Genomic DNA, 20440 nt, shown 5'->3' with positions numbered 1-20440 from the left:
GTTTTGATTATAAAAAAACTTGAGGTTGGTCCGATTATGGCCAATTGTTTTATTTTAGGATGTGAGTCTACAAAAGAAGCCGTTGTGATTGATCCGGGAGATGATTCGGATAGAATTTTGATGGAGCTGTCTAAATCCGAGCTAAAAGTGAAATATCTGATCAATACCCACGGGCATTTCGATCATGTGGGGGCCAATAAAAGAATGAAAGAAGTGACAGGCGCACAACTTGCCATTCATCCAGATGATGAGCCCATGTTCAATGAATTGTCAAGATCAGCATCAATGTTCGGGTTGTCATCAGAGAATTCACCCCCTGCGGATATTCTTTTAAAAGACGGGGATGAAATTACATTCGGTGATATAACACTTAAGGTCATCCACACCCCGGGTCATTCAAAAGGCGGTATCAGTCTTTATACCAAAGGTCATCTTTTTGCAGGAGACACCTTGTTTGCAGGGTCTATCGGCAGGACGGATCTGGCCGGTGGCGATTATGATACCTTGATTTCAAGTATCAAGGAAAAGCTGCTGGTCCTTGATGAAGATACACGGGTGTATACCGGTCATGGACCGGAAACAACCATAGGTAATGAAAAGAGAATGAATCCTTTCTTAAGATGACGGGGCGTAAGATTAATGGCCTTAACATTGATGAGTTGCTAAAACAACTTCCTTGTTTGAAGGATGTTCATCAGGAAACGGTTCAGCTTGATCTGCCATTTGAACAGATAGCCAAATCCTTTGCTGATGATAAAGGAACCGTTCTTTTGTTATCCGGTTCGAGCCTTGATTGCTCCCGGTATCATATCCTTGCTGCAAAACCCTGGCTTGAGGTGACCAGCAAACAGGAAAAGGTCTTCATAAGATGCAGGGGAAAAGAATCTTGTGTTCATCAGGACCCGTTTTCAGTTGTTCAGGCCTTGCTGAACCATTTCAAATTAGAGGATGATTCCCATGATCTGCCGATTCACGCAGGTCTGTTCGGATATTTTTCCTATGATTTAAAAGACCGGATTGAAAAGCTTCCCAGAACCTGCACAGATACAGGTCTGCCGGATCTGTGTCTGTATGCTCCTTCCATCATCTTTGTTCAGGATAAAGAAACAGGTCATGCAAGGCTTTGCATTCCTGTGCCGGTCAATCAGACGAGTGTTGAAAAAACAGACGATATTATTCAGGATACCCGGCGGTTTTTCTTTGAAAAAATCAGACACAGAGTTGAAAGAGAACCTTTTTCCATAGACAATGCAGGTTTTTGTTCCAGTTTGACCAAGCCTGAGTATATCCGGTCGGTCAAGAGGATTATCGACTATCTTAGGGCTGGTGATATCTACCAGGCCAATTTCTCCCAACGGTTTGAGACTGGTTTTTATGGGGATAGTTATCTGTTGTTCCTGGATTTGTTTGAACGAAATCCAGCATCTTTTTTTTCTTATATTCATGCCGGGGATCATAAGATTGTCTCCACCTCGCCTGAACGGTTTATCAAACAAAACGGCAGGTATGTTGAAACAAGACCCATCAAAGGAACCATTGCCCGAGGCAGGACAACAAAACAGGATCTGGAAAATGGGTCCAAGCTCACCCGGAGCGTAAAAGATGATGCAGAGCTGACCATGATCGTGGACTTGATGAGAAATGATCTTTCTCGTGTAACCAAACACGGTTCGGTTGCTGTTACAGAACACAAACGCCTTGAACCCTATGAAAATGTATTTCATCTGGTTTCTGTCGTGGAAGGGGAGCTTGAAGAGGGTAAGACATCAGTTGATTTTTTAAAAGCCACGTTTCCGGGAGGGTCCATCACCGGTTGTCCCAAGATTCGTTCCATGGAAATCATTGATGAGCTGGAATCTGTAAAACGCCATGTCTATACCGGCTCTATAGGATATATCAGTTTTCATGATACCATGGATCTTTCTATTGCAATAAGAACCGCAACTATTTTCAACCATAAGATTTTTTTCTCTGTGGGCGGCGGGATTGTGTATGATTCAGACCCGGAAAAAGAATACCAGGAAACCCTTGATAAAGGAAAAACATTGATTGAAGCGTTGTCGGGAACTCAAAAAAATGTTGAGGATACTAAATTCAAAGCCAAAGCCTGGGTGGATGGAAAAATTATTGACCAGGACAAGGCAAGGGTATCGGCGGTCAGTCCGGGATTTCAATATGGGGCAGGGCTTTTTGAAACCATTTGCGTTAAAAAAGGAACCATCTTTCGCCTGTCAGATCATGTGCATCGATTGAACAGGTCATGGGAAAAGCTTTTTTCCGAAACACCACCGGATATTACCTGGAAAAATGTGATTGATTCTTTAATACTGGCAAATGGGTTTCAAGATAAGGTTCTTGCCGTTAAATTGTTGGTGTCAAAAGATGAGTGTGAGTGCGGTAAACAAGTGTTTTTAGCTGCATTTGCAAGGCAGTATGTTCACAGGCTTGAGATGCTGGATAAAAAAGGACTGGATCTTGTCACATATCCATTCCCCAGACAATCGCCTCTGGCAGATTATAAAACTTTGAACTACCTGTATTATGATCAGGCAGGCCGGTTTGCCAAAGCCCGTCATGCGGATGAAGCCATTGTTGTGAACCCTGATCAGACCATCTCCGAGACTAATACGGCAAGTATTCTTGCCATAAAAGATAAAACTGTGATCATTCCAAAATCAGATCATGTTCTGGGTGGTGTGACCTTGAAGTCTGTACTGGGAATATTGTCCGGTAAAGGATATGATATTTGCAAAACCAGGATACCAAAAGAGCATTTTGATTCATATTCAAATATTATTTTAACCAACGCATTAATGGGTGCGGTTAAGGTGTTGACCATTGACGGGAAAAAAATAGAACAGGAACCAGGAATTTGTTCCATGATCAATGAACAGCTGTTTAAATTGGAATCCAATACGCATAGACGCAAAAAAAACAGAAAAGAATCAAGCTTGAATTTAGTTTAAAACCGGTATATCGTAGTTGCTATATTTTGATATTAATTGCTTAGCTTAAAGTGACTTACTCATGAAAAATAAAATTATCATTATCGCCATGCTATTTGCATTCTTTTGCATGGCTCAGCTCTTTTGGGTTCAGTTTTGTCTGGCTGAACCGGGAAAGGCCAAGTCACAGCCAAAAATTTTGATTGATAATCCTGTTTTCACATTTAAATCAATACCGGAAGGGGTGCGCATAGCCCATGAGTTTAAAATTAAAAATACAGGGAATACCCTTCTTCATATCCATAAGGTTATGCCGCCATGAGGCTGTGATGAACACTCTTTTGACAGGGAGATTCCCCCGGGCGGGGAAGGCAGAGTAAAGGTTAGTTTCAGGACCAGTGGATACGGCGGAAAGATAATGAAAAAAAATATTATAGTCAAGACTGATGATCCTGAGAAAAAAAAGTTCAACCTGGTTGTCACAGGGCCGGTTGAAAAAGTTGTGGATATCAATCCCAGATCCGTTTATATGAATGGAAATTCCGGAGATACACTGGAAACTGTTGTCAACATTACCCCGTCGGAAAAATATCATTTTTCAATCCTGGGCATGGAACAAAAGATCCGTAATGGGATTCAAGCCCGGCTTATTGAACCTAAGAGCAGTTCGATATTATCTTCCATCTGGCACTCTTTTTTGATTAAAACCCGGCTTATTGAACCCAAAGAAGATAAGAAATTATGGCAGATTAAAATTAAAAGCACATCAGATACGGCAGCCAACCTGTATGAGATTCTGACCCTTAAAACGGACAGTCAATATAAACCCATGCTGACCATCAGGATAAATGCCGTTTTTCATGAAAAACAAAAACCCAGTTCTTAAGTTATAGAACATACTCCCCCCAAAAAAAAATATATATGGATATTACAAAAATTAAAGCAGTGGTATTTGACTGTGACGGTGTTATGTTTGATACGGCCGCAGCCAATAGAAAATATTATGATGAAGTGCTGGCAAGCTTTGATAAGCCGGGTTTAACTGAAGAGCAGTTTGTCAATGTGCATATGATGACGGTAAACGAAGCAATTGAGTATCTTTTTCCGGAAATTGACGATCTTTCAAAAGTATATGACTGCCTTAAAACGATAGGGTATCATAAATTTATCAAGTATATGACTATGGAAAAAGGTCTTAAAGAACTTCTTATAACCTTGAACGACAGCGGTTATATAAGGGGAATCGGCACTAACAGAACCAATACAATGGAAAAGGTACTCGAAGATTTTGGTCTGGAAGATTATTTTGAAGTGGTTGTGACGGCAGCAACGGTGAAAAAACCCAAACCTGATCCTGAGCAATTGCTGTTAATAATGGAAAAGTTTAATTTAAAACCAGATGAGATTCTTTTTATCGGGGATTCTGATTATGACCGTCAAGCAGCTTTGAATGCAAATGTATGGTTTGTGGCATTCAAAAATTCAGAGTTAAAGGCGGATTTTAATGTAGAGTCAATGGATGAAATTGCCGGGATTTTACAGATAAATTAATAAAATTCTTGACAAATTCGTTAATCATCATTAAACCTTACGAGGTTTTTTAGTTTAAAATTCAAGATAAATGTTTGGATAAACATTTATCATAGGTAAAACATAAATAAGGAGAATGAAGTATATGTCTAAATTAGTAGCCCCCCATGGTGGAAAAGGTCTCGTAATTTGCAAGCTTGAAGGTGCAGAACTTGAAGCGGAACTTAAAAAAGCAGCCGGTCTTAAAAAAATTGAAATATCTTCTCAGGTAAAAGGTGACCTGATCATGCTGGGTATCGGTGGTTTTAGCCCGCTTAACGGTTTTATGACCAAAGCTGACTGGAAAGGTGTTTGCGCTGATTTCCTTATGGCTGACGGTACGTTCTGGCCTGTACCGGTAATGCTTGATGCATCAAAAGAAGATGCAGCTGATATTAATGTCGGTGATGAAGTTGCTCTTGAAAGAAATGGTGAAATTTATGCCACCATGAAAATCGAAGAAAAATTTGAAATGACCGAAGACGAGAAAAAATGGGAATGTGAAAAAGTTTATAAAGGCCATGGTGAAGAGTCTGAAGACGCTGTTTTCTGGAAAATTGCCATGGAAGATCATCCAGGTGTTCAGATGGTTATGGCCAGAAAAGAATTCTGCCTGGCAGGCCCTGTAAAAGTTCTTTCCGAAGGCGAATTCCCTGAAAAATTCAAAGGCGTTTACCTGACACCTAAAGAAACCCGTGCGATCTTTGATGAAAGAGGCTGGGCAAACGTTGCTTCCATGCAGCTTAGAAACCCAATGCACAGATCCCATGAGCATCTTTGCAAAATAGCCCTTGACGTATGTGATGGTGTTTTGATTCATTCTCTGATTGGTAACTTAAAACCAGGCGATATCCCGGCAGAGGTTCGTATTGAATGTATTGATACTCTGATCAAGGGTTTCTTTGTTCCCGAGCATGTTGTTAACGGCGGATATCCTCTTGACATGAGATATGCAGGACCTAGAGAAGGTCTTCTCCATGCAACTTTCCGTCAGAACTACGGTGTTAACAGAATGATCATCGGTCGTGACCATGCAGGCGTTGGTGATTTCTATACATTGTTTGAAGCACAGGAAATTTTTGATACTATTCCTACACCGGAAGGTGAAGGAAAAGCATTGCTTTGCGAACCTTTGAAAATTGACTGGACATTCTACTGCCATAAATGTGACGGCATGGCTTCCATGAGAACCTGCCCCCATGGCAAAGATGACAGAGTTATCCTTTCCGGAACCAAACTGCGTCACGCTCTGTCCAACAACGAAGAAGTTGTTGACCACTTTGGCCGTGAAGAAGTTCTGGTTATCCTGAGAAAATACTATGCATCCTTGACTGAAAAAGTTGAAGTTAAACTTCAGAGTCATGCAGAAGGATCTAAAATGTAATTTATTCCTGCTAAAGGAAAGTACATTTTAAGCTATATACGAGGGGGATTTCCTTTTAAGAAAGGGAAATCCCCCTTTTTAATAGTTCCCCCCCCCCCCCCTCTACTACCCCTAAATTGATAACACAATTTTTGTGTATACCGGATCATATCTAACAGATATGTGCAAATAGTTGCGGTGTTTTATTTTGGCTGTGAGTTTTCATCTCTGGTGAAAGCTTATTGTAAAAAGGCTTCTGGAACGATTTGGAAAAGAAAATCTTAAGGAAATATGCAGCAAACCTGAAAGATCTGCTGCATAAATTTTTCAAAAGAGAATAAACCTTTTGTTATCTTTATATCAGTTTTCGGCAGCCCAAACTTATGAACATTTCTGGTTCAGTTTAAACGATTCATTAAAGATATCCAGAAGTTTTACATTCTGTTTGGCCATCATAACGCAATTACCGCTTATGGCATAAAAAAGGATGCTCAACCGTGTTTTGGAAGAATCATCTACGATTCTTCCAATCTGGTTTTCGTTAAAATCATCCACCAGTTCCCGCAAATAATGAAATTGTTCTACCGCTTCCTGGCAGTCAACGATCTCTTTGTTCCGAAATGCGGTCTCCACAAGGAAAAAGATATTTAAGAAAACTTTTTTGATCTCTTTTAATTCTGCGATTTGGGCATCCAAAAGTCCCTTGTGGCGGTTGCTTACATGCATGCTGGAGCGGATTATGGTGTCCCTGTGTCCGTCTGTAAGTTTTTGAAGCCGCCTGATGATCTGATAATAATTATAGGAAATAGCCTGGTCTTCTTTTGAGAGCAGCCGTAATACCTTGAAGATGTTGGCAATAATGATATTTGTACTGTTCTGGAAGTGTTTGACCCTCTCCCGCTCATGCCGTAATTTATACAGGTCTTCTTGAAAAAGTGCATCAAAGCCGATATCAAAGGATTCTCGGATGCCTTTGAGAAGAAAAGCCAGGTGATCAAATGTCTGGGACATGGATTCATGGAAGTTTTCAACCTTGTGAAGGTTATAAATGCTCATCTCTTCCTTATCTTTAACCTTAACCTTGTGCTTCTGGTGATTTTTCCAGATCATGAATCCGGCAAATGCGAACAGGATAAAAAATCCTGGAATTTTAAAATATGATAAAATATTAGCAAAGATAAAGGCAACCACAAAGGCGATAAAAGCCGTCATAAACCATCCGCCAACTACGGTTAATACGCCGGTTACCCTGTATACTGCACTTTCCCTGCCCCATGCCTGATCTGAAAAACTGCTTCCCATGGCTACCATAAAGGTGACGTAGGTGGTTGATAAAGGCAGTTTCAAAGATGTGGCAAATGAAACCACCGCACTTGCCACCATCAGATTAACAGAAGCACGAACCAGATCAAAAGAAGGTTTTCCTGCCTGGGTGATTCCTTTGATTGGTGCAGCCGGGGTTAGACGGCGGGAAATGATTTTTCTTACGGGCAGTGGAGTTATATTTTTTGCGGTGCTGAATAAAGAATCAAACATGTTGACAATTTTTCTGGACAGCCAGATGGACTCGAATTTTTCTATTCCTTCATCCTGTTGTCCCAGGCCGATTTCCGTTTCCGTTACTGTTCGTGCCTTTTTGGAGAGCCACAGGGTGATCACCATTATAAAACCTGCTACCAACATGATATGGGTCTGTGATTGCACCTGTTTGCTTAAAGCGGTCATGGTTATATTTAAAGGATCTCCCGAGGCCAGGGCATTTTGAAAGGCATTGAGACCTGCAAGGGGAACACCGATAAAATTTACCAGGTCATTGGCTGCAAATGCCATGGCAAGGGCAAAGGTTCCGACAAGTACAATGGGTTTTAAAATATTGACTTTAAAAAAGGATATCAGGATCTGGAAAGTAAAAGCAGAAATCATGAATATACATGCCATTATAAGATAGGAATGGGCTTTTATCCAGGCGATGGCTTGGTCATCCATGAAAGTAGCCCCTTTAGAGCCTTTAACCAGGATAAAAAAAGTTATGGCGGTCATGGCCATACCTCCCCAGAGTGCGCCGTATTTTTTTAAACGGCTTTGATACTCAAATGTAAAAATCAGCCTGGAGATAAACTGCATCACTGCGCCTGAAAAGAATGCCACTACAATGGATAAAAGGATTCCACCCACAATGGCCATGGCCTTGGCTGTATTAATATAGTCCCATAACGCCATGGCATTGTCGTTTGATGCCATGATTTTAATCACGGAAAGCGCAACCGCAGCTCCCAGCAGTTCAAAAACAATTGATACTGTTGTAGAGGTCGGCAGTCCATGGGTATTGAAAAGATCAAGCAACAGGATGTCCGTTATCATAACGGCCAGGAAAATGGTTAGAAGTTCAGGCATAGTGAAAAATTGTGGATGAAAAATGCCTTTTCTTGCCACTTCCATCATACCGCCTGAAAAGGTTACACCGGCAATAATACCCAGGCTTGCAATGATCATGATCATAAAAAAAGGGGCAGCCTTTGACCCGATGGAGGAATTTAAAAAATTAACAGCGTCATTTGTCACGCCGACAACCAGATCAAATATGGCAAATAAGACCAGCATGCCAACAATCACATAGCACAATTGAAGACCCATAATGTTCTCTCTTTTAAAGGTTTAATATGCAGCACGCCATTGTCCGGGGGAAACCGAACGGGCCGACTGCATGATTTTTTAATAAGATTTTAATAACATCCTAATAAAGTACAAAATATTTTGAGATTATTTAGACTTTATTCTTTGATTTTTCAACTAGTCGGGGATATTCTAACATAATTCTAACAATTTGTAAGATGAGATTACGAATGAATTATAAGAATCGTTGATAACATTAGCTTCTGACTGATTCAAACACTTAAACGTGAATCCAAGCTATTAATATTGGGTTTGCTTCAGTGCTAATATCTTTACTGTATTGTTTGTCGTGAATTTAAGGTTATACTTTTTTCAGGGATTGGAGTTTAAGAATTGTTTCATAGACCTGTTTTTTAGAAAGACTGGTTTGGCTTGAAATTAATTTGGCTAAACCTGATGTGCCAAGGTCTGTGGTTGAAAGTTTTGCAAGGATGATCTCTTTTAATTCTTCTTCAGTTATGGTGTTTTCTTCTGATCGCCCTTGAACAAAAAGAGAACATTCCCCTTTAACATTTTCTTTATTATTTAATTTTTGAAGAATTTCAGATAATTTTCCTCGGATATATTCTTCATGGAGTTTGGTGATTTCCCTGGCAAGGCATGCCTTGCGATCTCCTAAAATGGTTTGAAGGTTGGCAACAAGATTTTGAATGCGTTTCGGGGATTCATAAAAGATAAGGGTTGGGGGTTCATTTTTTATGGCTTCAATTGCATGTTTTTGCTTTTGTTGTTTTTTGGGTAAAAATCCCAGAAACAAAAAAGAATCGGTTGGAAGCCCGGAAACACTTAATCCGGCAATTGCAGCACTGCATCCAGGAATAGGAATAACCTTGATCTCTTCTTTTGCAACGGCAGTGACAAGTTTATACCCTGGATCTGAAATGGATGGGGTTCCGGCATCTGAAATCAGGGCAATGTCAAGGCCGCTTTTTAAATGGGCAATGAGGTGGGGGGCTTTTTTTGTTTCATTGTGTTCATGACAGGAAACAAGTTTTGTTCCAATACCATAGTGGGAAAGAAGTTTTTTTGAATGGCGTGTGTCTTCAGCAGCAATCAGATCGACCTGCTTTAAGATTTTAACGGCTCTGAAGGTGATATCTTCAAGGTTCCCCACCGGGGTTGCAACGACATATAAGGTTCCAAATGCAGTCGGATCATTCATTTTAACAGGCCTGAAATGCATTTTTAATTAAATTTATTTCAAATCCGGCTTTTGTTTTATAAACTTCAACCACATCAAATCGAATCCTTGAATTTGTCTGTTTTGTTTTTTTAAGATAAAAACAGGCTCCGAGAATGATCTTTTTCTGCTTTGAATAGGTGACCGATTCCCTTGGCAGTCCTTTTTTCAAACTGCGCCGGGTTTTAACTTCAATAAAACAGATATGATCATTGTCTTTGGCAATAATATCAATTTCAGCTGGTTTTGTTTGATAATTGGTTTCAAGAATTGTAAAATTCAGTGTTTGAAGAAAGGATATGGCAGCTGCTTCTCCTTGATGCCCCAGAATTTTGGGGTCATCGTGCATTTGTGATCCCTTTTACACCCCTGAAGGTTTGGCGGTGAATAGGGCAGGGTCCGTTTTTTAAAATGGCTTGCTTATGGGCTTTAGTGGGATATCCCTTGTGCTGGATAAAATTATATTCAGGATAGGTTTTGTGAAGCTCTTTCATGATGGCATCCCTTGTGACCTTTGCAATGATGGAGGCCGCTGCAATGGAAATGCTTTTTGAATCCCCTTTAATCACGGCTGTCTGGTCTGTTTTCATGTCCAGCGTAAATTTACCGTCAATCAGCAGAAAATCAGGTGAAATTGAAAGGTTTTCAACAGCTCTCTTCATGGAAAGCAAAGAGGCTTGCAAAATGTTGATTTGATCAATCTCAAGGTGTGAGGCAATACCCGTTGAAACGGCAATTGCCTGTTCCTTGATCAGGGGAAAGAGTGCGTCTCTTTTTTTTTCCGACAGCTTTTTTGAATCATCAATGCCTTCACAGGAAAAATCCCCGGGTAAGATCACGGCTGCAGATACGACAGGGCCGGCAAGGGGTCCCCTGCCAGCCTCGTCAACACCTGCTATTATTTTATAGCCGTAAGCTTTTGCTTCATGTTCAAATTGCCACATCCAAGATACCTTAAAAGGGGGTTTATTAAACAAACCGTTTTTCTTTGATCCTGGCCGCTTTGCCTCTAAGGTTTCTAAGATAATAAAGTTTTGATCTTCTGACACGTCCTCTTGTTACCACTTCAATTTTATCAAGAACCGGTGAATAAAGCGGAAATATTCTCTCAACACCAATACCACCTGAAATTTTTCTTACGGTAAAACGGGCGCTTGCATATCCTTTTGTCTTTTTGATCACTACACCCTGAAATATCTGGATACGTTCTTTTTCGCCTTCACTGATTTTTACATGTACTTTTACCGTATCGCCTGAGTCAAATTCAGGGATATCAAGACGTAGTTGTTCTTTTTCTAATTTTTCGATTATGTTAGTCATTTGTTTCTCCTAAGATTCTTCCCTTTTGGCAAATATGGATACGATTCTACCTGCCGTTTATGATCCTGTCTAAATATATTGATGCGGCAGATCTGACAGAAAGGTGATTGTAGTCAGCATCCCCGTAAATCGGGTCTAAAATAAAATCACATGTATCAATCAATTCATCTGCCAGTCCCCATGCCGTTCCAAAAACCAGAACATGGGATGCTTTATTCTCAAGCTTTAGCCGTAACGTCTCGGTTGTTATTGAACCGACGGTTTTTTTTGCACTTGTAGCAATAGTTACAACCGGTTCATTTCTTTCTTTTTTTATCGCGTTGACCGCATCCTCAAATGTTGCAGATACCCTGATAAGTTCAAGCGCCTTTTTTCTGAACGGATTGAGCTTGCCGCCAACCCCTTTTGTCCAGTGTTCAATCACCTGTTTGGCAAGGGTTGCCTGATCTTCATAAGGGGTTACAACATAAAATCCTTTTACACCAAAGGTAATGGATGCTCTTGCAATATCATGCAGGTCAATGGTTGTCAGGGCTGATCCAATGGGCATATCCTTTTTGTTCATCACAGGAAAATGGATCAAAGCCACATAAATGTTATTCTTTAACAAAAACTTCCAACTCCTGACTCCATTGCATTAATATTTTTTTTTCTTCCAAATTCAATTTGTTTTTTCTGAAAAGATCCGGTCGTTTAAGAAACGTCCGCTGAAGTGAAGATCGTTTTCTCCATTGTCTGATCTTTTCGTGGTTCCCGGACAACAACACTTCCGGAACGGGTAATCCTTCAAATTCTTCCGGTCTTGTGTACTGTGCATACTCAAGCCGGTCGTCGGAAAATGAATCTGATTTGGGGGATTCGCAGCTTCCCAGGACACCCGGGATCAGTCTTGCAATTGAATCAATGATAACCATGGATGCCAACTCTCCCCCGGTCATGACATAATCTCCGATAGAAATTTCTTCATCAACCAGGCAGGATGTTATTCTTTCATCAATTCCTTCATACCTGCCACAGATAAAAATAAGCCCCTCATTTGCACAAGACAGTTCCCAGGCTTTTGCCTGGCTGAACCGGGTTCCCTGCGGGGTCATTAATACAACTTTTGATTCAGGCATTTTTTTTTTTGCATATAAAACAGCGGCCTGTAAAGGTTCGGGTTTCATTACCATACCACTGCCACCACCATAGGGTCTGTCATCCACTGTTTTATGACGGTCTGTTGAAAAATCCCTGATATTGATGCTGCTTCCAGTAATCAGTTTTTTTTCAATACCCCGTGATATCATGCCATGCTCAAAAAATGCGTCGATCAGTTCAGGGAACAGGGTGAGTACCGTAAAGTCCATCAATAATCCTCGGGCAATGTTGTTTTCACGATTCCATTTTTAATATCGACGGATTCGATAAACTGTTTGTGCATGGGCACAAGGGTTTCTTTTTTATTGTCTGTTACAACCAGCACATCATTTGCCCCTGTTGGGAAAATATCGGTTATTTTTCCGATAAATCCTTTTTCATGATCAAACACATTCAGCCCCAAAAGATCCTGCCAATACCATGTGTCTTCTTCAGGTTCCGGCAACTGATCACGGTCAATCAGGATTTTTTTCCCTATAAGATCCTCGGCAAGTTCACGGGTGTCAACTCCCTCAAGAAAGAGTATGATCCCTTTTTTATGCGCAGTTGCCTTAACAATCTTGTATTGCCTGCCGTCTTCCTCATCTTCTGATTTTAAAAGAACACTTCTGCCGGGGCAAAAGGTATCAATTGATTCTGCAAAAGACCAGACCTTTAAATTACCAGCGAGTCCATGAACACCGGTTACCTGACCTATGGTAAATGAATCGGCTGTGTTCATATTTTACTCAATAATTTCAAGAACCGTCCGTTTTTTAAGTTTGGTGGATGCCGCACTTAAAATCGTTCTCATGGCTCTTGCCGATCTTCCCTGTTTCCCAATAACTTTTCCCAGGTCTTCTTTTGCCACCTTAAGTTCCAGAACGGAAGTTTGATCTCCAACAACTTCTGATACATGAACCTGATCAGGATTATCTACCAGTGCCTTTGCAATATATTCTACCAGCTCTTTCATAAGTATATCTCCTTTGTAGGTTATTGAGAATACCGAGGGGAAAACTGTTAAACAGATGTTTAAGCCGATGCTTGACTGACGCCTTGTTTCTTTAATATGCTCTGGACCGTGGTTGAAGCTTTGGCGCCTTCATTTAACCAGTACTTTATTCTGTCCTCTTTGAGCGTGACAGCCGCAGGTTCGGTCATTGGATTATAAGTGCCTAAGAGTTCCAAAAATCTGCCGTCTCTCGGGCTTTCAATGTCAGCAGCTACGATTCTGTAAAAAGGTTTTTTCTTTGTGCCTTTTCTTGTCAATCTGATTCTTACGGCCATATTTTTTTCTTTCTCCTTAAAACGGCAGCATGTTTTTTAATGAACGCATGCCGCCTTTATTAAATTTCTTTATCATTTTCATGGATTGGGAATAACTTTTCAGAAGTTTGTTGACATCCTGAACCGTGGTTCCGCTTCCATTGGCAATTCTTTTTTTTCTTGACCCTTTGATAATAGTGTGTACACGTCTTTCTTCAGGTGTCATCGAATTGATAATCGCTTCGATTCTGACAAATTCCTTGTCGCCTATATTCAAGCCTTTGAGCTGCTTTTTGTTTATACCCGGCAGCATCCCTATAAGGTCTTTAATGGAACCCATTTTTTTAATGGATTTCATCTGGTTCCGGAAATCTTCCAGGGTAAAGGCATTTTTCCTTAATTTTTTTTCAAGCGCCTTGGCTTCTTTTTGATCAACCGCATCCTGTGCTTTTTCAATAAATGAAAGCGTGTCTCCCATGCCCAGAATTCTGGAGGCCATCCTGTCAGGGTGAAATGCTTCCAGGGCCGTTGATTTTTCACCCACACCAATGAATTTTAACGGCTTTCCTGTAACTGCTTTTATGGAAAGTGCCGCACCACCGCGAGCATCACCATCCATTTTGGTCAGCACAACGCCGTCCAGATCCAGTGCTTTGTCAAAAGATCCGGCAATATTCACCGCATCCTGACCGGTCATTGCATCAGCCACCAGAAGAATTTCCGACGGGTTAATGCCTTGTTTGATGCCTTTAAGTTCAGCCATCAATTCTTCATCAAGATGCAGTCTTCCTGCCGTGTCCAGCAACAGCGTGTCACAACCTTGTTCTCTGGCTGCCAATAGTGCATCCTGGCAAATTTTCAAAGGCTTCATCTCAGTTGTGGATTCAAATACCGGAACATCCAGTTGCTGTCCGATTTTTTTCAATTGATCAATTGCCGCAGGTCTGTAAACATCAACCGGCACTAAAAACGGCTTTCTACCTTCTTTTCTAAGATAGAGAGCCAATTTTCCTGCTGTTGTTGTCTTACCCGAACCCTGCAATCCAATGAGCATAATAGAACCCAGGGATGATCCATCAAAATTCAACCCCTGATGCTCAGACCCCATCATTCTGGTAAACTCATCATTTACAATTTTTATGACCTGCTGACCAGGTGTAAGGCTTTGCATCACTTCTTGACCCAAAGCCCGTTCTTTTATATCTGAAATAACAGATTTTGCAACCTTATAATTTACGTCAGCCTCAAGCAACGCCATTCGAACCTGTTTGAGACCGTCATCAATATTCTTCTCATTCAGGGTGCCGTGACCTTTTAACTTTTTAAAGACCGAATCAAGTCTGTCACTCAAATTTTCAAACATAAAAAACAACCTTTTAGGATTTCAAATCAAATCATTGATTCTAGTATAGAATTCGTGGTATGTCAAGAAAATAATAAATTTTAACTGAATAAGAATATATGGAAAATATACTGAATTTTACAAGAGATGATCTTGGTGTGTGGCTTGATAATAAGGGCATTCGCCCGTTCAGGGCCGGGCAGATATTTAAGTGGATCTACATTCGCCAGGCAGATGAATTCGAGCAGATGACCGATCTTTCAAAGGCATTGCGCAAGACACTTGCAGATCATTTTTTGATTGAACGTCTGATCCTTGAAAAATACCTTGTTTCTGCTGACGGCACTGAAAAGTTTTTGCATCAACTTGTCGATGGACAGCATGTTGAATCGGTACTGATACCTGCCAAGGATCACTTCACCTTATGCGTGTCATCACAGGTGGGATGCGCTCAGAATTGTCAGTTTTGTTTGACTGCCAAAGGCGGGTTAGTCAGGAATCTTAGTGTTTGTGAAATTATATCCCAGGTGAGGGATGCAAGATATTACCTGATTCAAAAGGGTATTGATCCCTTGAAGCTTTCAAATATTGTATTTATGGGCATGGGAGAGCCTCTTGCCAACTATAAAAATCTGCTTAAGGCATTAAAAATTATTACAGACGGTGATTACGGGCTTAAATTTGCAACCAGGCGGGTAACGGTTTCTACTTGTGGCCTGGTTCCAAAAATCACACAACTGGGTCTTGATACGGATGTGAATCTGGCGGTTTCTTTGAATGCAACCACTGACAAGATGAGATCCTCCTTGATGCCTATAAATAACAAATATTCCTTAAGCCAGTTGCTGGAAGCCTGCCGTACCTTTGCCATGAAACCCAGAAACAAGATCACCTTTGAATATATTTTAATGAAAGGTGTGAATGATTCAAAAGATGATGCTTTGAGGCTGGTGAAACTTTTGACTCCGATAAAGGCAAAGGTGAACCTGATTCCATTTAATGAACACGACAAAAGTGATTTTAGCCGTCCTTCTAAAATAGAGGTCAGTGATTTTTTGCAGATTTTGCTTGACCGGAATTTGACGGCCATAACAAGAAAAAGTAAAGGCGATGATATCCTGGCGGCTTGCGGGCAGCTGAAAGCAAAGTTGATTCCTTGAAAATAGAGTATTGAATCTTTATGGATATGATTTATAATAAGTAATGATGTGGATGGATTGGCATTTGGAAAAATCCGAGTATAGGATCATTTGTCCCGCATTAATTGTCTGTAATCCCTTATGTAACCCCTAATTGATCGGAAAAAAACATGTCAAATATCAGTCTGGAAAACAAAAAAGTTTTGATTGTTGATGATGAACCGGATATTCTTGATTCTTTGGAAGAATTGCTCGATATGTGTACAACAGTCAGGGCGCAAAGCTTTGAACAAGCAAATCATTTTCTTGAAACCCAGGAGTTTGATATAGCGGTTCTTGATATCATGGGTGTTGATGGATATCAGTTGCTGGAAAACGCAAACAATAAAAATGTTATAACTGTGATGCTTACAGCTCATGCACTCAGTCCTGAGAATATAAAAAAATCTTATCTTGGTGGTGCCTGCTCGTATATACCAAAAGAAGAAATGATCAATATTGAAACATTTCTTCTTGATGTGCTGAAAGCTAAACAGGAAGGAAAAAATCCTTGGGCGAGCTGGTATACAAGGCTTGCATCTTTTTGTGAAGAAAAATTCGGGCCTGACTGGAATAAAGATGAAAAAGAATTCTGGGAAAAGATGATTTATTATTAAATCAACTGCCAATGGTTTAAATAAAGGCCATGGCAGATTGTGCTGCTACAACAAAAAACGAAAAATCCCCTTTAAGGTGTCTGTTTTTGAAAAGCCTTAAAGGGGATTTTTTTATATCATCAGGTTTTTAAAGTTTGATGCCGGAACCGTAATAACGGTGATAAAATCTTCTGTTTCTTTTTTTATAATCCTTATTTTTGCTGTTTCGCCTGGTTTTGATTTGGTATAGCCTGCACATATTCCAGCAGCTGTTTGAATGTTTTCCGGGGTGGCATTACCTGTTAAAATTACATCCGGTCCGGGCAGTTTGACATGTTTTAATAAAATGTCTTTGTCTTTATCAAAATAATTGAGCAGATGTGTGTTATCATTTTTAGACCGTCCTGCAATTATTTTGGTTTTTGAATCAAGCCTGAAGTGTCTGCCGTATTTTAAGAAATGAAGTTCCCGGGTATTGAAAATTTTTTGAGTATCCATCAGATCTTTGAGCCGGTTTGAAAAGATCTTGTCGGTTAAAAGACACCCGCCAGCAGGAGCCGGGTATTCTTTAACACCAAAATCCTGGGCCATCTGCATTTGAATTTTTCTTGACCTGCCCGAGATATCCATGAGCTGTTCCCGGTCAACCAGCCCTTTTTGTTCAGCAAGGGTTTTTGATAACAATTTTGCCGATAAAGGTCTTAAAATCTGCCCGTCAAAACCGGAGTTTTTTTCCACATATCTCAATGAATTTTTATTCTGGGATTTGGGCCTTTGACCTAACACTTCTCCGCTGAACAGAAAATCAAAGCCTTGATTTTTGAGAACCTCACCTGCCTTGGAAAACATTAATGCGTGACAGTCCATGCAGGGATTCATGTTTTTCCCAAATCCGGCTTTGGGGTTTTTCATCATTTCCATATACTCATCCGTGATATCCATTTTTATCAGGGAAATGCCGGTGTGACTGGATGCTTTTTGTGCTGATTCTGATGAAAAAAAAGGGGTTTCAAAGCAAATCCAGGTTACGTCAATTCCCTGGCGTTGAAGCAGCAGTGCGGACAGGATGCTGTCCAGCCCCCCGGAACAAAGGCCCAACCCCTTAACCTGTCTTGCGGTTTTGTTAAACTTCATATATAACTCCCCTATGGCATTAAGTGCGTTCAAAATAACAAAAATTCTTGAAATATTAAGAGGCAGATACCCTGTTGTCAAGACCCAGCTTGAACATGAAACTGCTTTTCAATTGCTTGTTGCCACTATTATGTCTGCCCAGTGTACTGATAGGCAGGTGAATAAAGTATCCAAAAAATTATTTGAGAAATATCCTGATCCTGAAGCTCTGAGTCATGCATCTTTGGATAATATTAAAAAAATTATTTATTCCACAGGTTTTTATAACAATAAAGCTAAAAATATTAAAGCCTGCGCCAAGGCAATTTTGGAAAGGCATGAGGGCATGGTGCCGGAGGATATCAGCAAACTTGTCAACCTGCCGGGAGTGGGCAGAAAAACTGCTAACGTGGTTTTGTCGGCAGCTTTCGGTCATCAGGCCATTGTTGTGGATACCCATGTGCTGAGAATTTCAAAGCGGCTTGGCCTGACAGATAAGACAGATCCGGTTAAAGTTGAGCATGAATTAATGCAGATCATTCCCAAGGTGTCATGGAGTGATTTGTCATTACAATTGATCTACTTTGGCAGGGAAATCTGTGATGCAAAAAAACCTCTTTGTCAGGATTGCCCATTGTTTAAGATCTGTCTGACAAAAGCAAAGTGATAACACCCCTGTCTATTCTTCTTTTTTCAGTTCCCAAAAATCCTGGCTCTCCTTGAGGATATCATTAATGTCATCATCAATCAGATCATCCGGGATAAATTCCTCATTTTCCATTCCAGGCTCCGGTTCAGAATCATTATTGAATTGATCAGGCGTGCTGATTGCAACTGTACTGTCTTCATTCTCCTGAATATTTTTTGAATCTTTGCTTGTATCAGACCTCTCATCTTTGGTAAAAAAATTTTTTTCAAGGTCGTCATCCGGGATATCAATATTAAAATCTTCAAGCGGTTCATCATCCAATTCATCATCTGATTCTTTGTCGGATTCATCATTCAGGCTGTCACTGATATCGATCGTATCAAGATCTCCTGGGATAAGATTTTCATGTTCACCTGTTTCGTCAGATTCGGGTATATAATTTCCTTGCCGGTCAAACATAAGGCTGCCGCTTAATTGAAGGTCAAAATCCAGTTTAAAGGCGATTTCATTATTATGAACAACGATTTGCCCTCCTCTGGAGGAGAGGTCTGCTGCTGCAAGTCTTTGTTTTATAACATCCTTGACCGCATTTAAGTCAAGGTCATCTGTTACTGCTTTGATAAGATCATTTTCACCGTTTCTTATAACATCTGGATCAGTAATTTTCATGGAAGCCTCCCTTTAAGATTATCCATATACTTTATCTGCAAACCTGGTTTCAATAAATTTATCAAGATCAATGATTTTGCCAATTTCCATGACATCATGCATATATTTTTGAATTTTATCAATACCCTCGGCATCCGGATATAGCCCATCCCATCTAATGGCTTGGGGCTGGGAAAATACGTTTTTCAACACTTCCGGATTAAGTCCTATTTTTCCTTCCGGGTCCAGAAAATCAACGGCAATGCCTGCAGCACGGATTTTATCATTTTCAATGTATTCACCGGTTTCTATGAGAAGGGAGACAAATTCCTGTGCAGCTTCCGGGTGCTTCTGGATGAAATCTTCCTGCATGGCTACAACACAGCAAGGATGGTTATCCCATCGGCTGGCAGAGTAGAATTCAAGGTTGCCTATACTGCCTGCAATGGCTTTTGTCGCAACTGGTTCGGCTACCATGAATCCTGCAACATCTTCATTTTCTTTCATGATACCCGGCATTTGAATGGGTGGAACAACCTCGAACCGGACATTGATGGCATTTTTTCCGGGAACGCCTGGTTTAAGCCCAAGTTCTTTTAAAAACTGGTGAGCCAGCATGTGGTGGACCGACATTTTGTGTGGAATGTCTACGACCTTGTATTTGTAAAAGCTTTGAAGAGAATCAAACCTGTTATCATAATGTCTGGATCGAATAAAGGTTGAGCCGTTTCTATGGGCAAATAAAACCAGTTTGATGGGAGAATCATAGGCAAACAGATCCATTGCAATGGGGGCTAATACAAAGGCACAGTCTAATTCGCCTGTTTCAAGGCCTTCTTGTATGGGGTTCCATCCAGCCTTAAGGCTTGTGGTCAAATCAAAATGTTCAGGTTCAACATCGCCTTGCTCAATCCTGTGTTTCAGTGCACCCAGCGCCAGATGATCCGTGATCTGGATATGGGCAACATTCAGCTCGACTCTTCCGCCAATCACATGCCGCTTTTTTTTCTTGGGCTGTTCTTCTTTTTTGTCGTCGGAGAATGCTTTTTCTATGGCACGGCTGATTTGATCTTCATCAAAAGGCTTGGGGACATGACCGCTGCCGCCTGCTTCCATGATGGCAATCTGCTGGCCTTTATCCGACTGGGCTGTGGCCATGATAAACGGCAGGGTTTTGAATTTATTCATTTTCCTGAGTGTCTGTAGAAATTTAAGGCCATCCACTTGAGGCATATTCCAGTCACTTATGACAAGGTCCGGTTTTTCAGTTTTTACTTTTTCAAGCCCGTCCGCACCATTCACTGCCATAACAAGGTTGTCAAACCCGGCTTTTTTCAAAATCTGCTTGAACATCATTCTCATGGTTCCAGAGTCATCTGCCACAACAATTTTAATGTTTGGATCTACAGCCATAGAAACACTCCTTAACATTTTTATATAAAAAACATGTAAACTAATAGTATTATTATTATTTTA

Annotated in this window: 22 protein-coding genes; 8 read left to right on the top strand and 14 right to left on the bottom strand. The window is 40.5% G+C overall.

Annotation, left to right across the window (positions count from 1 at the left end; translation table 11 throughout):
- Nucleotides 1-3: 3 nt before the first annotated feature.
- From TOL2_RS17940 to sat, 5 genes are all read left to right on the top strand, one after another.
- Nucleotides 4-624 (top strand): MBL fold metallo-hydrolase, encoded by a 621-nt coding sequence (locus TOL2_RS17940; protein WP_014958711.1) that lies wholly within the window; start codon nt 4-6, stop codon nt 622-624.
- Nucleotides 621-2966, top strand: a complete 2346-nt coding sequence (gene pabB / locus TOL2_RS17935; protein ID WP_014958710.1) for an aminodeoxychorismate synthase component I — start codon at nt 621-623, stop codon at nt 2964-2966. The genes TOL2_RS17940 and pabB overlap by 4 nt, the downstream gene beginning before the upstream one ends.
- 61 nt (nt 2967-3027) lie before the next feature.
- Entirely contained in the window at nt 3028-3831 is an 804-nt protein-coding gene (locus TOL2_RS26100) for an OS_HP2 family (seleno)protein (protein WP_408605387.1), read from the top strand.
- Between the two features lie 35 nt (nt 3832-3866).
- Nucleotides 3867-4496 carry an HAD family hydrolase gene (locus TOL2_RS17920; protein WP_014958707.1) on the top strand — a complete coding sequence of 210 codons (630 nt, stop codon included), beginning with the start codon at nt 3867-3869 and terminating at the stop codon, nt 4494-4496.
- Nucleotides 4497-4620: 124 nt separating this feature from the next.
- The gene (sat, locus tag TOL2_RS17915) at nt 4621-5898 is read left to right on the top strand and encodes a sulfate adenylyltransferase (protein WP_014958706.1); all 1278 of its coding nucleotides are present in this window, start codon (nt 4621-4623) and stop codon (nt 5896-5898) included.
- A 360-nt stretch (nt 5899-6258) separates the two neighbouring features.
- Here the strand turns inward: sat and TOL2_RS17910 are convergent, their stop codons facing one another.
- The 11 genes from TOL2_RS17910 to ffh all read right to left on the bottom strand — a co-directional run bounded on the left by TOL2_RS17910 (nt 6259) and on the right by ffh (nt 14801).
- Entirely contained in the window at nt 6259-8511 is a 2253-nt protein-coding gene (locus TOL2_RS17910) for an inorganic phosphate transporter (RefSeq protein ID WP_014958705.1), read from the bottom strand.
- 340 nt (nt 8512-8851) lie between these two features.
- The gene (gene rsmI / locus TOL2_RS17905; RefSeq protein ID WP_014958704.1) at nt 8852-9712 is read right to left on the bottom strand and encodes a 16S rRNA (cytidine(1402)-2'-O)-methyltransferase; all 861 of its coding nucleotides are present in this window, start codon (nt 9710-9712) and stop codon (nt 8852-8854) included.
- 1 nt (nt 9713) lies between these two features.
- Nucleotides 9714-10079 carry a YraN family protein gene (locus TOL2_RS17900; protein WP_014958703.1) on the bottom strand — a complete coding sequence of 122 codons (366 nt, stop codon included), beginning with the start codon at nt 10077-10079 and terminating at the stop codon, nt 9714-9716.
- Entirely contained in the window at nt 10069-10674 is a 606-nt protein-coding gene (locus TOL2_RS17895) for a ribonuclease HII (protein WP_014958702.1), read from the bottom strand. The genes TOL2_RS17900 and TOL2_RS17895 overlap by 11 nt, the downstream gene beginning before the upstream one ends.
- Before the next feature lie 25 nt (nt 10675-10699).
- Nucleotides 10700-11050: a 50S ribosomal protein L19 gene (gene rplS / locus TOL2_RS17890; RefSeq protein WP_014958701.1), complete on the bottom strand. Its 351-nt coding sequence runs from the start codon at nt 11048-11050 to the stop codon at nt 10700-10702.
- A gap of 46 nt (nt 11051-11096) precedes the next feature.
- Nucleotides 11097-11660, bottom strand: a complete 564-nt coding sequence (locus TOL2_RS17885; protein WP_232507966.1) for an RNA methyltransferase — start codon at nt 11658-11660, stop codon at nt 11097-11099.
- A complete protein-coding gene (trmD, locus tag TOL2_RS17880; protein ID WP_041279608.1) occupies nt 11647-12399 on the bottom strand; it encodes a tRNA (guanosine(37)-N1)-methyltransferase TrmD in 753 nt (250 codons plus the stop codon). Before trmD ends, TOL2_RS17885 begins: the two co-directional genes overlap by 14 nt.
- Entirely contained in the window at nt 12399-12911 is a 513-nt protein-coding gene (gene rimM / locus TOL2_RS17875; protein WP_014958698.1) for a ribosome maturation factor RimM, read from the bottom strand. The genes trmD and rimM overlap by 1 nt, the downstream gene beginning before the upstream one ends.
- Nucleotides 12912-12914: 3 nt before the next feature.
- A complete protein-coding gene (locus TOL2_RS17870) occupies nt 12915-13145 on the bottom strand; it encodes a KH domain-containing protein (RefSeq protein WP_014958697.1) in 231 nt (76 codons plus the stop codon).
- A 59-nt stretch (nt 13146-13204) separates the two neighbouring features.
- On the bottom strand, nt 13205-13459 hold the full coding sequence (rpsP, locus tag TOL2_RS17865) for a 30S ribosomal protein S16 (protein ID WP_014958696.1): 255 nt from the start codon (nt 13457-13459) through the stop codon (nt 13205-13207).
- A 16-nt stretch (nt 13460-13475) separates the two neighbouring features.
- On the bottom strand, nt 13476-14801 hold the full coding sequence (gene ffh, locus TOL2_RS17860) for a signal recognition particle protein (protein WP_014958695.1): 1326 nt from the start codon (nt 14799-14801) through the stop codon (nt 13476-13478).
- Between the two features lie 98 nt (nt 14802-14899).
- On the opposite strand from ffh, the gene rlmN reads away from it, so the two are divergent.
- Together rlmN and TOL2_RS17850 are read left to right on the top strand one after the other, a co-directional pair.
- A complete protein-coding gene (rlmN, locus tag TOL2_RS17855; protein ID WP_014958694.1) occupies nt 14900-15940 on the top strand; it encodes a 23S rRNA (adenine(2503)-C(2))-methyltransferase RlmN in 1041 nt (346 codons plus the stop codon).
- A 149-nt stretch (nt 15941-16089) separates the two neighbouring features.
- Complete coding sequence (locus TOL2_RS17850; protein ID WP_014958693.1) at nt 16090-16575, top strand: response regulator; 486 nt, start codon at nt 16090-16092, stop codon at nt 16573-16575.
- Nucleotides 16576-16686: 111 nt separating this feature from the next.
- Here TOL2_RS17850 and TOL2_RS17845 read toward each other — a convergent pair whose 3' ends face one another.
- Complete coding sequence (locus TOL2_RS17845; protein ID WP_014958692.1) at nt 16687-17688, bottom strand: DUF814 domain-containing protein; 1002 nt, start codon at nt 17686-17688, stop codon at nt 16687-16689.
- Between the two features lie 13 nt (nt 17689-17701).
- Between TOL2_RS17845 and nth the strand changes: the two genes are divergently transcribed.
- Entirely contained in the window at nt 17702-18334 is a 633-nt protein-coding gene (gene nth, locus TOL2_RS17840; protein ID WP_014958691.1) for an endonuclease III, read from the top strand.
- Between the two features lie 12 nt (nt 18335-18346).
- Here nth and TOL2_RS17835 read toward each other — a convergent pair whose 3' ends face one another.
- Nucleotides 18347-18985 carry a hypothetical protein gene (locus TOL2_RS17835; RefSeq protein ID WP_014958690.1) on the bottom strand — a complete coding sequence of 213 codons (639 nt, stop codon included), beginning with the start codon at nt 18983-18985 and terminating at the stop codon, nt 18347-18349.
- A gap of 18 nt (nt 18986-19003) precedes the next feature.
- Entirely contained in the window at nt 19004-20377 is a 1374-nt protein-coding gene (locus tag TOL2_RS17830; protein WP_014958689.1) for an ABC transporter substrate-binding protein, read from the bottom strand.
- Nucleotides 20378-20440: the final 63 nt, after the last annotated feature.

It is taken from the genome of Desulfobacula toluolica Tol2 (genome assembly GCF_000307105.1).
Lineage (GTDB): Bacteria > Desulfobacterota > Desulfobacteria > Desulfobacterales > Desulfobacteraceae > Desulfobacula > Desulfobacula toluolica.
The sequence above is the reverse complement of the archived record's forward strand: the minus strand, read 5'-3'. Positions and strand labels throughout refer to the sequence as shown.

Coding starts and splice junctions, on each gene's coding strand:
- pabB (WP_014958710.1), top strand. CDS start 621: ATGACGGGGCGTAAGATTAATGGCCTTAACATTGATGAGTTGCTAAAA.
- TOL2_RS17920 (WP_014958707.1), top strand. CDS start 3,867: ATGGATATTACAAAAATTAAAGCAGTGGTATTTGACTGTGACGGTGTT.
- sat (WP_014958706.1), top strand. CDS start 4,621: ATGTCTAAATTAGTAGCCCCCCATGGTGGAAAAGGTCTCGTAATTTGC.
- TOL2_RS17910 (WP_014958705.1), bottom strand. CDS start 8,511: ATGGGTCTTCAATTGTGCTATGTGATTGTTGGCATGCTGGTCTTATTT.
- rsmI (WP_014958704.1), bottom strand. CDS start 9,712: ATGAATGATCCGACTGCATTTGGAACCTTATATGTCGTTGCAACCCCG.
- TOL2_RS17900 (WP_014958703.1), bottom strand. CDS start 10,079: ATGCACGATGACCCCAAAATTCTGGGGCATCAAGGAGAAGCAGCTGCC.
- TOL2_RS17895 (WP_014958702.1), bottom strand. CDS start 10,674: ATGTGGCAATTTGAACATGAAGCAAAAGCTTACGGCTATAAAATAATA.
- rplS (WP_014958701.1), bottom strand. CDS start 11,050: ATGACTAACATAATCGAAAAATTAGAAAAAGAACAACTACGTCTTGAT.
- trmD (WP_041279608.1), bottom strand. CDS start 12,399: ATGGACTTTACGGTACTCACCCTGTTCCCTGAACTGATCGACGCATTT.
- rimM (WP_014958698.1), bottom strand. CDS start 12,911: ATGAACACAGCCGATTCATTTACCATAGGTCAGGTAACCGGTGTTCAT.
- TOL2_RS17870 (WP_014958697.1), bottom strand. CDS start 13,145: ATGAAAGAGCTGGTAGAATATATTGCAAAGGCACTGGTAGATAATCCT.
- rpsP (WP_014958696.1), bottom strand. CDS start 13,459: ATGGCCGTAAGAATCAGATTGACAAGAAAAGGCACAAAGAAAAAACCT.
- ffh (WP_014958695.1), bottom strand. CDS start 14,801: ATGTTTGAAAATTTGAGTGACAGACTTGATTCGGTCTTTAAAAAGTTA.
- rlmN (WP_014958694.1), top strand. CDS start 14,900: ATGGAAAATATACTGAATTTTACAAGAGATGATCTTGGTGTGTGGCTT.
- TOL2_RS17850 (WP_014958693.1), top strand. CDS start 16,090: ATGTCAAATATCAGTCTGGAAAACAAAAAAGTTTTGATTGTTGATGAT.
- TOL2_RS17845 (WP_014958692.1), bottom strand. CDS start 17,688: ATGAAGTTTAACAAAACCGCAAGACAGGTTAAGGGGTTGGGCCTTTGT.
- nth (WP_014958691.1), top strand. CDS start 17,702: ATGGCATTAAGTGCGTTCAAAATAACAAAAATTCTTGAAATATTAAGA.
- TOL2_RS17835 (WP_014958690.1), bottom strand. CDS start 18,985: ATGAAAATTACTGATCCAGATGTTATAAGAAACGGTGAAAATGATCTT.
- TOL2_RS17830 (WP_014958689.1), bottom strand. CDS start 20,377: ATGGCTGTAGATCCAAACATTAAAATTGTTGTGGCAGATGACTCTGGA.